Annotated in this window: 13 protein-coding genes; 9 read left to right on the top strand and 4 right to left on the bottom strand. The window is 42.3% G+C overall.

Annotated elements, in window-relative coordinates; all coding sequences use genetic code 11:
* Positions 1 to 62 precede the first annotated feature (62 nt).
* From HUW51_RS06015 to HUW51_RS06005, 3 genes are all read right to left on the bottom strand, one after another.
* Complete coding sequence (locus HUW51_RS06015; protein WP_185273084.1) at positions 63 to 3,029, bottom strand: protein O-mannosyl-transferase family; 2,967 nt, start codon at positions 3,027 to 3,029, stop codon at positions 63 to 65.
* 125 nt (positions 3,030 to 3,154) lie between these two features.
* Entirely contained in the window at positions 3,155 to 3,748 is a 594-nt protein-coding gene (locus HUW51_RS06010) for a T9SS type A sorting domain-containing protein (protein ID WP_185273083.1), read from the bottom strand.
* Between the two features lie 390 nt (positions 3,749 to 4,138).
* Positions 4,139 to 4,897 (bottom strand): biotin--[acetyl-CoA-carboxylase] ligase, encoded by a 759-nt coding sequence (locus HUW51_RS06005; RefSeq protein WP_185273082.1) that lies wholly within the window; start codon positions 4,895 to 4,897, stop codon positions 4,139 to 4,141.
* Positions 4,898 to 4,938: 41 nt separating this feature from the next.
* Between HUW51_RS06005 and rsfS the strand changes: the two genes are divergently transcribed.
* From rsfS to HUW51_RS05960, 9 genes are all read left to right on the top strand, one after another.
* Entirely contained in the window at positions 4,939 to 5,328 is a 390-nt protein-coding gene (gene rsfS / locus HUW51_RS06000) for a ribosome silencing factor (protein WP_185273081.1), read from the top strand.
* Positions 5,329 to 5,388: 60 nt separating this feature from the next.
* Positions 5,389 to 7,533, top strand: a complete 2,145-nt coding sequence (gene ftsH, locus HUW51_RS05995; protein ID WP_185273080.1) for an ATP-dependent zinc metalloprotease FtsH — start codon at positions 5,389 to 5,391, stop codon at positions 7,531 to 7,533.
* A 30-nt stretch (positions 7,534 to 7,563) separates the two neighbouring features.
* On the top strand, positions 7,564 to 8,214 hold the full coding sequence (locus HUW51_RS05990; RefSeq protein ID WP_185273079.1) for a LutC/YkgG family protein: 651 nt from the start codon (positions 7,564 to 7,566) through the stop codon (positions 8,212 to 8,214).
* Positions 8,198 to 8,968, top strand: a complete 771-nt coding sequence (locus tag HUW51_RS05985; RefSeq protein ID WP_185273078.1) for a UDP-2,3-diacylglucosamine diphosphatase — start codon at positions 8,198 to 8,200, stop codon at positions 8,966 to 8,968. Before HUW51_RS05990 ends, HUW51_RS05985 begins: the two co-directional genes overlap by 17 nt.
* Complete coding sequence (locus HUW51_RS05980; protein ID WP_185273077.1) at positions 8,958 to 9,809, top strand: hypothetical protein; 852 nt, start codon at positions 8,958 to 8,960, stop codon at positions 9,807 to 9,809. The genes HUW51_RS05985 and HUW51_RS05980 overlap by 11 nt, the downstream gene beginning before the upstream one ends.
* 203 nt (positions 9,810 to 10,012) lie before the next feature.
* Entirely contained in the window at positions 10,013 to 11,170 is a 1,158-nt protein-coding gene (locus HUW51_RS05975; protein WP_185273076.1) for a zinc-dependent alcohol dehydrogenase, read from the top strand.
* Between the two features lie 380 nt (positions 11,171 to 11,550).
* Positions 11,551 to 12,888, top strand: a complete 1,338-nt coding sequence (locus HUW51_RS05970; RefSeq protein ID WP_185273075.1) for a PSP1 domain-containing protein — start codon at positions 11,551 to 11,553, stop codon at positions 12,886 to 12,888.
* A complete protein-coding gene (locus HUW51_RS05965; protein ID WP_185273074.1) occupies positions 12,888 to 13,364 on the top strand; it encodes a gliding motility lipoprotein GldH in 477 nt (158 codons plus the stop codon). The genes HUW51_RS05970 and HUW51_RS05965 overlap by 1 nt, the downstream gene beginning before the upstream one ends.
* A 120-nt stretch (positions 13,365 to 13,484) precedes the next feature.
* Entirely contained in the window at positions 13,485 to 14,588 is a 1,104-nt protein-coding gene (locus HUW51_RS05960) for an endonuclease/exonuclease/phosphatase family protein (protein WP_185273073.1), read from the top strand.
* A gap of 148 nt (positions 14,589 to 14,736) precedes the next feature.
* Here HUW51_RS05960 and HUW51_RS05955 read toward each other — a convergent pair whose 3' ends face one another.
* Positions 14,737 to 14,928 carry a cold-shock protein gene (locus tag HUW51_RS05955; RefSeq protein ID WP_185273072.1) on the bottom strand — a complete coding sequence of 64 codons (192 nt, stop codon included), beginning with the start codon at positions 14,926 to 14,928 and terminating at the stop codon, positions 14,737 to 14,739.
* Between the last annotated feature and the right edge of the window lie 339 nt (positions 14,929 to 15,267).

The raw sequence follows: 15,267 nt of genomic DNA, 5'->3' as shown, positions 1-15,267 counted from the left end.
AGATAAAGAGAAAGCCGGTATATTTACCGGCTTTCTCTTATTACAATTAAGTTTTAACGTACTTACTGATTACCGCCATAGTAGCGCATAAAAGTTTGTTCCATTTTACCCGCCCGATCGTTCAAACCAAGAGCGCGGGCTGAGAAAATAAGTTGTTGTAAAGTAATAAAGTTCGTTTGTTGTTCCCGGTCGAATAAACTGCCTTGCTCGGAGTAATAGGCCAGGGCTTTGGCGGTTCGCTGTTCCAGTTTATCCATAATCTCCATTGCCCGCTTTTTATCCCCCACTTTTGATAAGGGTTCAATAAATTGCGGTGTGTAATAGTCGTACGGAATCGATTTATCCGGCATTACTTTAAAGCAATAATCCATTACTTCTTTGGCTTTCGCCGGATTGTTACTGGCCAGGTAAGCACTGGCTAAACGGTAAAACTTATCGCGGGTGTTCGGGGGCAACTGGCTAATGTAACTCTCATCGTAGAAAATGCGGGGGTTATCCAGGTTACGCCACTGGAACTTCTTCATCATGTTGTTAAACATTAAATCTTTCGCTACGTAGCCCTCGTCTTCGGCACTTGGGTTTTTGGCCGGTAAAATGCGGTAAGCTAAACCTTCCAGCTGAAAATACGGCTGCAGGTTCATGAAATCAGAGCTGGAAACCGTAGTAGAAAAGTAAACCGGACGTTTCCAGTTATTGGTAGCTAGAATATCCAGAATGGCCAGGTGTTTCTTTTCCAGTGCCGATTTGCCCACGTTCCAGGTCATTTGATCAACTACCTGGCCTTCGCGTTCTTTCGGTATAATGCCACTCTGCAATACGGCAGCTTTATCTACATCCAGGTAAAAGTTCTTCGTCGGGAACGACATGAATGGCTTACCGGTTTGCGCCTGCACTTGCAAAATTGGGTGGTTTTGTTTTACCAAGGAGATAAACTGCTTTAAATCCATTCCGGCTTTTACCTGCGGCTTTTCTACATAAGGCAAATAGTCGTTGGTACCCTGGCGGTAATTTTCATTTTCCAAGGAAATTGGCAAAGGTTCTGACAGATACGAGCGGCGCTTCATCTGATCCAGGTACCAATCGGTGTTCAGGTAACTTAATACCGCTACCCGCACATCGGTCCGGAAGCCTTCTACTTCCTGGGCATACCAAAGCGGGAAAGTATCGTTATCGCCGTTGGTAAATAAAATAGCGTTGGGTGCGCAGGAGCTCAGTAAATTCTTCGCTGAATCGATGGTGTTGTATTTATCCGAACGGTCATGATCGTCCCAACCTTGCGCCGCCATAATAACTGGCACCGATAAACTGAGCACAGTAGCTACTCCGGCCCGGGTAGTATCTTGTTTTAAAACTTTTTCCAGTAACGAAGCCAAGCCAATAACACCCAAGCCAATCCAGATAGAAAAAGCGTAGAAAGAGCCGGCAAAGGTATAATCCCTTTCGCGGGGTTCGATGGGCGGCTGATTCAGGTAAATGGCAATCGCCACCCCGGTAAAGAAAAACAACAAGCCCACAATAAAGGCGTTTTTTTCGTCTTTGCGAGCATGGAAAAACAAACCAATTAATCCCAGAATAAGGGGCAGCATGTAAAAGTTGTTGCGGGCTTTGCTGTCGGCTACCCGGTTGGGTAAGTTATCGGTGCGTTCTACGGGCCATAAAACCCCGGATTGCTGCACATCGCTATCGCGCCCCACAAAGTTCCAGAGAAAATAGCGCCAGTACATGTGGCCTAACTGGTAGTTAAATAAAAAGGATAAGTTTTGCCCCATGGTGGGTTTTTGGCCCGCCTGAATGTTTACCCATTTTTTATATTCCTGCACGTGCTGCGGCTGCGAACTGTAAATGCGGGGCAGCAGCGCCATGTCTTTCGGGTCGTAAACCGGCTCAATTTTATAATCAGCAATTTCGTATTTGTCTTTACCTTTAATGTAGCGGGGTTCGCCTTCTTTTTGATCAATTACTTCGGCGTTAAATTGCGGGCCATAGAGCAAAGGCCGGTCGCCGTATTGCTCCCGTTTTAAATAAGAAACAAAGCTTACAATATTTTCCGGGTCGTTTTCGTCGATGGTGGGGTCATAAGTCGACCGGATGGGAATAATTAAGTAAGAAGAGTAACCAATTAAAATAAAAACAAAGGAAAGTAAAGCCGTGTTTAAAACGGGTTTCATCCGGCGCTGAGAGTAAGACAAGCCATAAATAATAGCGGCCAAAAATAATATCAAGAAAATAATAATGCCGCTGCCAAAAGGTAAACCAACGCTATTAACAAAGAATACCTCGAAGCGACCCGCCAACGATGGCAAACCCGGAATAATCCCCCATAGTATAATGCCAATGATTAAAGCGCTGGTAACAAAGGTAAATACCACGCCTTTTGTAGACGTTTTTCCCCGGTTGTTTTTATAATAGTAAATAAATGCCAGAGCCGGTACGGCTAATAAGTTTAATAAGTGCACTCCAATGGATAAACCCATCATGTAGGCAATTAAAATTAACCATTTATTGCCGCTGGCTTGGTCGGTTTGCATTTCCCATTTAAGCATGGCCCAAAACACAAAAGCCGTAAAAAAAGACGACATGGCGTATACTTCGGCCTCAACCGCCGAAAACCAGAAGGAATCGGAAAAAGTAAAAGCCAGTGAGCCAATAATACCGCTGCTCAAAATCAACAACGCCTGGCCAAAGGTAGGCTGGCCATCTTCGGATTTTACGAGTATTTTCCGGGCCAGGATGGTAATGCTCCAGAATAAAAACAGCACCGTAGCCGCACTCATTAAACCCGATAAAAAGTTAATTAAAGGCGCTACTTTTAATACGTCGCCGCCGCTGAGTAAAGAAAATACCCGGCCAATTAATAAGAAGAAAGGAGCGCCCGGGGGGTGCGGAACCAATAATTTGTAAGAACAAGCGATAAATTCTCCGGCATCCCAGAAGCTGGCAGTAGGCTCAATAGTTAAACCGTAAACAACAGTGGCAACTAAGAAAACTAACCAACCAACAATGTTATTAATTCTATTAAACTGAATCATAAAGTGTGTTTGAAAGAATCCCCGAAAGTAATAAATTAAGTTTTAAAAAAGAGCAGCAGCGTTAATTTTCAAAAAAATAGCCGGCTTTCCGGGCCGGCTACGTATTAAACTATCTTGCGTTAATTTTATTGTTGCAGAATTAAACGTTTTGTTTCTACCATTTTGTCGTTAATTAACAAACTGTAAAAATAAACGCCCGCCGGTTTATCTGACAAATCAATGGATATATCGGCGACATTGGTGTGGTCACCCAGGGTAATGGTTTGGATTACTTTGCCAATGGTATTCGAAATTTTAATTTTGTAAATATCCCCCGCGGTTTGAGTCAGCGAAATAGTAAACCGGCCTTTCGATGGATTCGGGAACGCGCTGAGTGTAGGCAACATTTTAGGCTTTCCATTATCCGGACTAATGCCATTTTGTACCGGACCTACTCCCAGCAACTGGGTGTTTGCGGCGGTAGTAGCGGTATAGTGCACAAACTTTTTACTCGCGAATGGCTTCAGCAAATAAGAAGTAAAATTGGTTAACCCAAAATGTGACCAGCTATCATAAATTGCTGCCGTGGCCGTTTCGGTAGTATTTGACTTCCAGATGGCAATGTTGGCGGCAGAATGCCCATTCTTCGGAACATCGTCGAACGCTCTTTTACTAGCGTGGCCTGCCAGGCAAGACCCCACCATTAAAATTACGATTCCTATTTTCGTAAATGTATTCATATCATATATCTTCTGTGCGTAGCTGCTTTTTTTATTTTAAAAAGCAAATGTACTGGTTACATAAATTTCTGCAAATATTCTGGCGCTTCTTCGGTAAATAAGTTAATTCTAAAGCGCTGATTATGTTTGCTTTAAATAATTAAATGGATTGTGCGATATAAACTAACATAAATATATTAATTTCCACAATTCGCAGGCAAGTTAATTTAAAGTTATTAATAAATGTATTATTTGTAAATATTTATTTTATTGATAGTTATATAAACGTAATGATTCTTTCTGTGCCCCAGTGGTATCCATCAACTTAGAAACTTGATCAGAACTTGTTCCATAAAATGGATGAATACCCCCTGGAATTTCCATAAAATTTAAAATTTTAAAAATTTAATTTTAATAGAGGTAAATAATCTCTTTAAAATTAAAATAACGAAGTTCGTGTTTTATTTGCAGCGCTAACCGGCCGTTTGCATCAATTCCCATTATCTGGCCGGCAGTTTTCTCGCCGTTAATTTCAAAAAAATGAATGCTTTGGTAGCGGTACAGCGTTTGTAAGTATAAAAATTTAAGTTTTTCTAGTTGGCCACTGCGCAGTTCTAAATATCTTTTTTCGAGATTCTCTAATAATTTTTCGGTTACTATAGCCCGGTTAAATTCCTTATTAGTAAGTTTAGCTAAAGAAGTGGCCCGCGGATAATGGAATATTTTCTGGTTAACGTTTAAACCAATTCCGACCACGGAATGTTGTAAAAAAGACCCGCTAACTGTATTTTGAATTAAAATACCCGCTAATTTTTTATCTCCCGCAACAATATCGTTCGGCCATTTTATTTTAATTATTTCGGGTATTATGCTTTGTGCAGTATCCAGCACGGCTAACGATACGCACATGGTTAAGTAAAATTGTTGCGACGTACTTAAAAAAACGGGCTTTAATATTACAGATAAAGTGATATTTTTGTCGGGGTCGGCTTCCCAAGTGTTGCCACGCTGTCCTTGGCCGGCGGTTTGATGATCGGTAACTACGACACAACCTTCGGTGGCTTTATTTTTGACTAATAGTTCAGAAGCAATGGTATTAGTCGAAGGGCAGGCTGGTAAATAAACGAGTTGTTTACCTATAAACAGCGTTTTTGGTGAATATTGGGGCAAATTTTTAATTATTTTTGGTATTTCAAAGGTAAAAATATAAAATGATAAAAAAGAGAATTAAGGAAGAGTCAGACATATTGACAGAAGTAGTTTTAAAAGGCATGCAGGAAAAGAAAGCTTCTGACATAGTAGTGATTGACCTTAAATCGATGAAAAACGCTGTTTCGGATTATTTTGTAATTTGTTCGGCAAATTCAGATACGCAATTAGACGCCATCGCGCGTTCTGTAGAAGAAGAAGTTTCTAAAGCTATTCAGCAGCATCCGTGGCAAAGCGAAGGCCGCACAAATAAAGAATGGATTTTGCTGGATTACGTAGACGTAGTAGTGCATATTTTCCTGAAAGAAAAACGGGAATTTTACGCCTTGGAAGAACTTTGGGGCGATGCTCCCATCCGTCACGTTGAAACAGAAACAGCAAAAGTAGTTTAATCGCAAACAGAACATTTCGCGTAATGAAGTGTTCTTTATTTACTTGTAATTTTAAAATTCATGGCTGACAAGAATTCTAATAAGAAAAAGAAAATAAATTTACCCAACAACCCTCCTCGTCCAACAATGCAGATGTGGGTTTTGGCGGCGCTCGTATTCCTGATTTTTGGAATTGCGTATTTTAACCGGAGCAACTCCACCATTCCGATTAACCAGCAACGTTTTGAAGAAATGATGCTGAGCCGGGATGTGAAAAGCCTGGTGATGGTGAATGGCCGTACAGTAGAAGTATCGCTGAAAGAAGAAGCCTTACAAAACGATAAATATAAATCGGAGCTTACCGGCCGGGGCGTACTGGCCATGGAGCAAGGTCCGCAATACCATTTGCCCATTATTTCGCCGGAAGTTTTTAAAGAAGATTTTGATAAGATTCAGGAAAACGTACCGAAAGAAGAACGTATAGGTTTTGAAATTGAAAACCGTACTGGTTTCACAGATATGTTCGTGAACTGGGGCTTTATTATTATTCTGCTTTTTGGTTTTTGGTTTTTAATGCGCCGCGTTACCAATGGCGCTGGTGGTGGCCAGATCTTCAATATTGGTAAATCCCGGGCTGCTTTGTTTGATGCGGAGAATAAGGTTAAAGTTACTTTTAAAGATGTAGCCGGCCTGGAAGAAGCCAAAGAAGAAATTCAGGAAATTGTAGAATTTTTAAAAAATCCGGCCAAATTCACCATATTGGGCGGTAAAATTCCGAAAGGAGCTTTGCTGGTTGGTCCTCCGGGTACCGGTAAAACCTTGTTAGCGAAAGCGGTTGCCGGCGAAGCCGATGTGCCATTCTTCTCTTTATCGGGCTCTGACTTTGTAGAGATGTTTGTGGGGGTAGGTGCCGCCCGGGTGCGCGACTTATTTAAACAAGCGAAAGCCAAAGCTCCGTGTATTATTTTTATCGATGAGATTGATGCCATTGGTCGTTCGCGGAGCCGCGGACAAGTACCGGGTGGTAACGACGAGCGGGAAAATACGCTAAACTCGTTGCTGGTAGAAATGGATGGTTTTGGTACTGATTCCGGAGTTATTATTCTGGCCGCAACCAACCGCCCTGATACTTTAGACTCCGCTCTGTTACGTCCCGGCCGTTTCGACCGTCAGATTAGCATTGACAAACCTGATATCGTGGGCCGTACCGAAATTTTCCGGGTACACTTAACACCGTTGGCTTTGGCCGAAGACGTAGATCCGAAGAAATTAGCCGCTCAAACGCCTGGCTTTGCCGGAGCTGAGATTGCCAACGTATGTAACGAAGCTGCTTTAATTGCTGCCCGCCGCGACAAGAAAAAAGTAGACTTGCAGGATTTTAATGACGCTATTGACCGGGTAATTGGTGGTTTAGAGAAAAAGAATAAAATTATATCGCCGGAAGAAAAGAAGATTGTGGCTTACCACGAAGCCGGTCACGCGATTGCGGGCTGGTTCCTGGAACACTGCGACCCGTTAGTAAAAGTAAGTATTGTGCCGCGCGGTATTGCCGCTTTAGGTTACGCTCAATATTTACCGAAAGAGCAGTTCTTGTACACTACCGAACAATTAATTGATGAAATGTGCATGGCTTTAGGAGGCCGGGCCGCGGAAGAATTAATTTTTGGTAAAATATCTACCGGTGCGTTAAGCGATTTAGAGCGGATTACCAAAATGGCTTACAGCATCGTTACCATGTACGGCATGAACGAAAAAATTGGTAATGTGTCGTTCTACGACTCCAAGCAATCAGATTATTCTTTTAACAAACCTTATTCTGATGCTACGGCGCAAACCATTGACGATGAAGTACGCCGTATTATTCAGGATGCTTATACCCGCACCAAAGAATTATTAACCAGCAAGATGAACGAGTTGGAAGTGGTAGCCCAGGAGTTGTTGGCAAAAGAAATTCTTTTTCAGAGCGACTTAGAACGGTTGGTGGGTAAACGTCCGTTTGCCGGTTTAACTACGCTGCAAGCGCACATGTCGGGTACCGACCGGAGCCAGACTTTAAGCGAAGTAGAGCAGCAAATTGGCGGCCATGTACACGATAATGGCAACCAGAACGGCCAATCTACCGAAAATAAAAACACTGTTGCCTCGGATAACAGTTCCGAAGAAAAAAAGCAGGAACCGGAACGTGAAGGCGCTGCCCCCGGACAATCTTATTCTTTCGATAGTTAAAAAATTAGTTCTACCGATTTTATAACTGGCATGTACGAAGCTCGGTCTAAGGATATTGTTTTACGGAAAGTACGCGAGGCGCTGGCTAAGTCAGCGCCCGTAGTACCTCCTACGCCAGATTTTACCTCGGATTTACATCCGCCGCTCGATGATGATTTGTCGGTTACGTTTGCCACTAATTTTTTAAAAAATAGTGGTGTTTTTATCTACTGCGAGTCAGAAGAAGATTTTTACGACCAGCTATTTGCTTACAAACAAGAAAAAAGCATCGAGAACTTGTATGTGTGGGAACAAGAATGGCAGCTTAAATTACATGCGGCCGGCATAAATTTCCTGGATGACGAAAGCAATTTTATTAAGCAGGGCGACGCTGGTTTAACTACTTGCGAAGCTTTGATTACCCGCACGGGCAGTGTTTTTGTAACGGGTACCTCCGAAAGCGGCCGTAGGTTAAGTATTTTCCCCGAAAAACATTTAATTGTGGCTTATATGTCGCAGTTGGTTCCGGATATTAAAGACGGACTGCAACTCATTAAAAAGAAGTACGGCAACAAAATTCCTTCCATGATTTCGTTGGTTAGCGGCCCCAGCCGGACCGCCGATATTGAAAAAACACTTGTAATGGGCGCTCACGGACCGCGCGAAATGGTTCTGTTTCTGATTGATGATACCCCCCATTAAGCAATTACTGCCCGGTAAAAAAATTTATTTTGCTTCTGATTTTCATTTAGGCGTCCCCGATGCTGCCAGTAGCTTAATCCGCGAGAAAAAAATTGTTCGCTGGCTCGATCAAATTAAAGCCGACGCCGAGATTATAATACTGGTTGGCGATATTTTTGATTTTTGGTTCGAATACAAACACGCTATTCCGCGGGGGTTTATTCGTTTGCAAGGCAAATTAGCTGAGCTTACCGATAACGGTATTGCGGTATACTTCTTCACGGGTAACCATGATATGTGGATGTTTGATTACTTTACCAAAGAGTTAAACATACCTATTATCCGAAAACCTATTTCTACGCAGTTTGGCGCTAAAACTTTCTTCATTGGTCACGGCGATGGCCTTGGCCCTAAGGATTATACGTATAAGGTTTTAAAGCGCATTTTTGCCAATAAGGTATGCCAGTGGTTATTTGCCCGCATTCATCCTAATCTGGGCATTGGCATTGCTAATTCCTGGTCCAGGCGCAGCCGCATCAGCAATACCGTAAAAGACGAAGAATTTAAAGGCGAGCGGGAATGGTTGATTACCTATTGCCGCGACATGGAAAAACATACGCACCACGATTATTACGTATTTGGTCACCGGCATTTGCCGCTTGATGTTCAAATAAATGATCGGGCACGTTACGTAAACCTGGGCGAATGGGTAAACTTTTATTCCTATGCTGTATTTGATGGCCAGCAGCTTACACTCGAATATTTTGAAAAATAGCCGTATTCTGGTACAAAAGGGAGTAGTTTGGTTAGCTTGGTTTATTTGCCTGCTAGCTATAACCAATGTTAGTCTGGCGCAAACAGCTTTAAACCAGCCTGATCCGGTGGCTAACAAAGTTGTGTTTACGGGAGTAGTTTCGCAGGACCGGTTAAATAATGTTTACCTCACCGATCAACAAAATAATCTGCATAAATACGATGCGAGTGGTAAGCTAATTACTACTTTTTCCCCGCCGCTAACCGGCCGTATCGCCATGCTTGAAGCCTGGAACCCGGCTAAAATTCTACTTTTTTACGACGACCAACAAAAAATCATCTTTCTGGATCGTTTTTTAACCCCCATCAGTACTGTTAATGTAAGAGATTATGCAGATGGCTTAGTAAAGGCTGCTACCTTCTCTTCGGATAATAAAATCTGGGCTTTTAATGAGAGCAGTTTTAGTTTGCATAAAATTGATTTGCAATATCCGGAAGCAAGCCGCACTATGCCCCTGGATTTGTTGCTCCCCAGGCAAACCTACGATATTCGGTTTATGCGGGAGTACCAAAATAACTTGTATGTAGTAGATAAACTTTCGGGCGTGTACGTGTTCGATAATCTGGGAAATTACCAAAAACGATTACCTTTTACCGGCTTGTCATTTATTGGTTTCCGGGGCGACGAGTTGTATTATCTGCAAAACGGAAAAATCCACTTGTTTCATTTGTACTCGCTCCAGGATAAAACGTTGGATTTGCCAGTTGACGTAGATGCCGCTAACTTAAAACAAATTGTTATGGACGAAGAGCAACTATTTTTAATTGCAGCGTCTGGCATAAAAGTAATCCCGCTAAAGTAGTTGCCTACCTACCAGGTTTCAACAGCCCATTTTTTAAAAAATTTCTTTTTTGGTTCGCTACGAGGTTCTTCAATATAGGAGCCAAAATTAATCCCAAAAATTACAGAGCGCTTCCAACTACCTTAGTTAGTTTTCGTTAGATGGGAAACTATTGCCATAATCCTATACATGGCAGCTATTGTTTCACTTCCTAATTTAAAACTATGAAAGCGCTTGTATTCCACAAAATTAACGATGTTCGGGTAGATACCGTGGACGATCCAAAGATTGAAGATAGCCGTGATGCGATTATTCGGGTTACTTCTACAGCGATTTGCGGTTCCGATTTGCATATTCTCGATGGCTTTGTACCGCAGATGAACAACATGGTGTTGGGCCATGAGTTTATGGGAATTGTGGAAGAAGTAGGCTCGGGTGTGGGAAATTTAAAAAAAGGCGACCGAGTGGTAGTTCCTTTTCCAATAGCCTGCGGTAGTTGCTTTTTCTGCACGCACAAATGGCCTACGCAATGCGAGAACTCCAATAAAAATTACGGCCCGGACGGCGGTTTAATGACCGAGAAAGGGGCGGCTTTGTTTGGCTACACCGATCTATATGGCGGCATTCAAGGGGGCCAAGCCGAGTACGTGCGGGTTCCTTACGCTGATTTTGGTCCCCGGATTGTACCCGACGGACTCACCGATGAACAAGTGCTGTTTTTAACGGATATTTTCCCGACGGGCTGGGCCGCCGCGGACTGGGGCCGGATTAAAGGCGGCGAAACTGTAGCCATATTCGGGGCTGGTCCGGTCGGGATTATGGCGGCTAAATCGGCTTGGATTATGGGCGCGGGCCGGGTAGTGAACATAGATGTGCAGCAATACCGCCTGGATATGGCCAAAAAAGCTGCCAACTCCGAAACTATACTTTGGGAAAGCGAAGACCAGGTAGTAGAACTTATCCGTAGCATGACCGAAGGCCGCGGTGCAGACGTGTGCATTGATGCGGTAGGGATGGAAGCCGACCGCAGTTTGCTGGAAAAAGCAAAAGCCGTGATTAATTTTGAAAAAGGAACTACCAAAGTGCTGGAAACCTGCATGCGCGCCGTTCGCCGGGCCGGTGTGGTAAGTGTAGTAGGCGTTTACGGCGCTCCGTATGATAATTTCCCGATAGGCCGCTGGTTCGATAAAGGCATTACCCTGATGGGTACACAGGCTCCCGTGCAAATATACATCGACCACTTAATGAATCTGGTGCAAACCGGCCAGGTAACCCTCAACGACATTATTACTCATACTTTACCGTTATCGGAAGCGCCCCATGGCTACGATATTTTTAAGAAAAAAGAAGATAACTGCGTGAAAGTAGTACTAAAGCCGTAGGCTGTTATTCCTGAAAAAGATAAAATTTAAAAAAAGCAGGCGCATTGTCTGCTTTTAATTTACCCGGGCTAAACGAATTTTTTTAGCCTGTATTCTGTCTTCAATGCAGATATACCCACCGCAATCTGATTTTTAAAAAATCGGATTTCTCAAAGTAAATACCTAGGGCTGCAAGCTCCGCATATTTAAATTAGTCAGATTTCGGTTTTTGTGTATATTTGTTGTTATCGTGTTAATTACGATTTAAATAAAGAAAACAGGAATTATAGATATAAGGAGAATAAATTGTGGGATGTGGTTCATGTTCAAGTGGCGGATGCAGCACGAATGGCTGTAAAAGCACTGGCGGATGCAGCACCGGTGGTTGTAACCGGTTAAATGTGTTCGATTGGCTGAGCGATATGGATTTACCAACGTCGTTCGAAGAATTTGATATAGTTGAAGTACGCTTTAAAGGTGGCCGTAAAGATTTTTACCGGAATGTAAATAGTTTGCCCTTAATTACCGGCGATGCAGTAGTAGTGGATGTACCTAATGGGCACCATATCGGTTATGTGTCGTTGAAAGGAGAGCTGGTACGGTTGCAGATGCTCAAAAAGAAGGTAGATAATAACGAAGAAATTCGCAGCATTTACCGGATAGCCACCGAGAAAGATTTAGAAAAATTGCAGGCGGTACAGGATTTGGAGTCCAACACCATGTACCGGGCTCGGACCATTATACAAGAGTGTAAGCTTAAAATGAAATTATCGGATGTAGAATACCAAGCCGATCGTTCAAAAGCTACTTTTTACTACTCCGCCGAAGACCGGGTTGATTTCCGGGATTTAATTAAAAAACTGGCCGACGAATTTAAAATTCGGGTAGAGATGCGGCAAATTAGCTTGCGCCACGAAGCCGGTCGTTTAGGCGGTATTGGTTCGTGCGGCCGGGAGTTATGCTGCTCTACCTGGCTCACCGATTTTAAAAGCGTATCTACTACGGCGGCGCGGTACCAAAACCTGTCGTTAAACCCCAGTAAATTATCGGGGCAGTGTGGCCGTTTAAAGTGCTGTTTAAATTATGAGCTGGAAACCTACATGGATGCTTTAAAGGACATTCCGAATGTAACCCGGCCTTTGTTAATCCAGCGCGGCGAAGCCATTCTGCAGAAAACCGATATTTTTAAAAGATTAATGTGGTTTGGGTTCCGCGACGATAATAACTGGTACCCGGTAAGTGTAGAACGGGTAAAAGAAATTCTGGATTTAAATGCCCAGGGTAAGCCCGCCGAAACTTTGGTACCCATCGTGGAAAATCCGAAGAAAGAAATTAGCCTGGTAGCGCAGCTAGAAGGTAATCTGGAGCGCTTAGACGAGAAGTTTACCAAGCCGAAGAAAAAGAAAAAGAAGAAAAAAAATCCGGAAAACAAAGAAAATAAAGGCGATCAAGCTGCAGTAAGCCAGCACGCCAAAACGCCGGAAGTAGTAAACGATGCCGCCATTCCGGGGCAAGGACAACGGCCAAAGAATAAATTTAAAAATAAGAAAAATAAGCCGCGCCCGGTAACCGCCGAAGCCGGTAATAACGCCGTATTAGCAGGCGCGGCACCTAATAACCGGCCCGAACGCGAACGGGTAAAACACGAAAATAATGCCGAAGGTCAGCCCCGGAACCGGGATAAGCGGCCGCATCATAGACCCAAAGGCCCTCGGCCAGATAAACCCGCTTCCGTGTAATGCAGTGGCGTAAATATTTATACCTATTGCTTTTTATCGCAGTTTTAACCGGCTGCGATAAAAACCGGGTATTCGAAGAAAATCAGGATATCCCAAATAATAGCTGGCAGATTAGAAATGTGCCGCAGTTTTCGTTTGTTATCGAGGATCCGGCTACTACCTATAATATTTACTTTAATGTGCGTAATGCCATTTTCTATGAGTTTTACAACCTGTACATGCGCGCCGAACTTATTGGCCCCAATGGCAAACCCTTAGACGTAAAGCTCCACGAAATGTACCTGATGGATAAAACCACGGGTAAGCCCTTAGGCGATGGTGCCGGCGATATTTTCGATCATCAGTTCTTAGCTATTAAAAATTTTAAATTTCCGCAGGCGGGTACTTACAAAGTGCGTTTAAAACAATACATGCGCCGCGATCCTTTACCGGGTATTATGGCTGTTGGCGTGCGCGTAGAAAAAGTAAATCCGTAAAATCCTGCTTTTTAAACATTAAGAATTTTCGCGAGAAATGCGGATGAGAGTGGTAATAAATACCTAACCTTTTAGTAGAAATTAGGTAAAATGTAGTTATATTTTTAGAAATTTAACTACATGAAAATAACTCTCGAAGCGTTCGGCTTTTTGTTAATTTTATTTTCACTTCTGCCGCTTATTAAAACCCACTACTGGTGGATCCGCATTTTAGATTTTCCCCGGGCGCAGGTTGCCTTTTTTTCAGCTATCACCTTAGGGCTTTATATTTATATCAGCCCCTTTACTTTATTTTACGAAGTGGTATTTGCCGTTATGTTGGGCATTGCCTTGCTAAACGAAATAATTCATATCTACCGTTTTACGCCTTTAAGTAAGATCGAAGCGCTACGTAGTAAAATAAAAGCGCCGGCCAATTCTTTCAGTATTATGGTGTCTAATGTGCGGATGTCGAATAAGAAATATGATAAATTTTTAAAAGTTGTCCGCGAAAACGATCCGGATATTTTACTGATTAACGAGCCTAACCAAAGGTGGGCTAATGCCATTGCCGACTTAGACCAGGTTTATCCGTATTCGATTAAGAAGCCGCAGGAAAATACCTACGGCATGATGCTGTACAGTAAATTTAAGCTGGTAACGCATAATATTCAGTTTATTGTAGAAGACGATATTCCGTCTTTTTACGCCGTAATTCAATTGCCCAGCGGCAAAAAAATTGATTTGTTTACGGTCCATCCCCGGCCGCCGCATTATGATAAAAACACCGATACCCGCGAAGCCGAATTGCTGCAGGTTGCCCAGTTGGCCCGGCAAACTCCCCTGGCTACCATTGTAGCCGGCGATTTAAATGATGTGGCCTGGTCGTATACTACGCATTTGTTTCGTAAAATAAGCGGCTTATTAGACCCCCGCATCGGGCGCGGGTTCTTTAATACCTATAATGCCTTAATTCCATTTTTCCGGTATTCCCTCGACCATATTTTTTACGATCCGGCGTTCCGGCTGATTCGCATAAAACGATTACCTAAGTTTGGCTCCGATCATTTTCCGATGTTTTTACGATTAAACTACGAACCCTTAGAGGCCGAAGAGCAAGAAGTACCTGCGCCAGAACCCGAAGAAGAACAAGAAGCCCAGGAAATGATTGATAACGTAATAGAGCCGGAGAAAGAAAAAACGGCTGATATGAAAAACCTGGATACCATGCTAAACATAGAGTAGGAGAGAAGGCTTTCTTGTTTGGAGTTACTTCTGTTTTAATTACAGAGTTGCTTTAATCAAAAGTTGGACATAAAAAAAATCCCGTTCAGTTTGCTGAACGGGATAATAATAAAATAATACGATGCCTGACGGCAATATATTTTTTAGGTTAGATTCTCTCTACATTAACTGCATTCAAACCTTTTTTACCTTCGGTTACTTCAAAAGATACCCGGTCGTTTTCACGAATCTCATGTACCAGACCGCTCTGATGAACGAAGATGTCTTGGTTAGTTTCGTCTGAAACAATGAAACCGAATCCTTTAGATTCATTAAAAAATTTTACTTTACCTGTTTTCATAAAAAAATGTGAAATTAATAATTAATACAAATATAGGATTTAAATTTAATATTTCTTCTTTGTTAGTCCTTTATACCAAACTTATTTCGTAAATATTTTAAAAATTTAATTTTAAAAGGAACTCTAGGGCACTAAAATACTAATTTCTTCCGTTCTAACACCTTATTTTTAAAAAAAACGTAAAATTCACCGTTTTTAAGTTCTTCTTTTTTAGCACGCCCTACTAATAGTAATCTGCCGGTATTAATTTAAGCGAAAAACCTTTTAAAAGTTATTCTGGATACTGCTAAATTTTTAAAAAATTTAATAGAATAAAAAAAGCCTTTTTAAAGTTTACGA

It is taken from the genome of Adhaeribacter swui (genome assembly GCF_014217805.1).
GTDB lineage: Bacteria > Bacteroidota > Bacteroidia > Cytophagales > Hymenobacteraceae > Adhaeribacter > Adhaeribacter swui.
This window is presented reverse-complemented; position numbering and strand designations above follow the sequence as displayed.

Coding starts and splice junctions, on each gene's coding strand:
- ftsH (WP_185273080.1), top strand. CDS start 5,389: ATGGCTGACAAGAATTCTAATAAGAAAAAGAAAATAAATTTACCCAAC.
- HUW51_RS06010 (WP_185273083.1), bottom strand. CDS start 3,748: ATGAATACATTTACGAAAATAGGAATCGTAATTTTAATGGTGGGGTCT.
- HUW51_RS05985 (WP_185273078.1), top strand. CDS start 8,198: ATGATACCCCCCATTAAGCAATTACTGCCCGGTAAAAAAATTTATTTT.
- HUW51_RS05960 (WP_185273073.1), top strand. CDS start 13,485: ATGAAAATAACTCTCGAAGCGTTCGGCTTTTTGTTAATTTTATTTTCA.
- HUW51_RS05965 (WP_185273074.1), top strand. CDS start 12,888: ATGCAGTGGCGTAAATATTTATACCTATTGCTTTTTATCGCAGTTTTA.
- HUW51_RS05955 (WP_185273072.1), bottom strand. CDS start 14,928: ATGAAAACAGGTAAAGTAAAATTTTTTAATGAATCTAAAGGATTCGGT.
- rsfS (WP_185273081.1), top strand. CDS start 4,939: ATGATAAAAAAGAGAATTAAGGAAGAGTCAGACATATTGACAGAAGTA.
- HUW51_RS05990 (WP_185273079.1), top strand. CDS start 7,564: ATGTACGAAGCTCGGTCTAAGGATATTGTTTTACGGAAAGTACGCGAG.
- HUW51_RS06015 (WP_185273084.1), bottom strand. CDS start 3,029: ATGATTCAGTTTAATAGAATTAATAACATTGTTGGTTGGTTAGTTTTC.
- HUW51_RS05975 (WP_185273076.1), top strand. CDS start 10,013: ATGAAAGCGCTTGTATTCCACAAAATTAACGATGTTCGGGTAGATACC.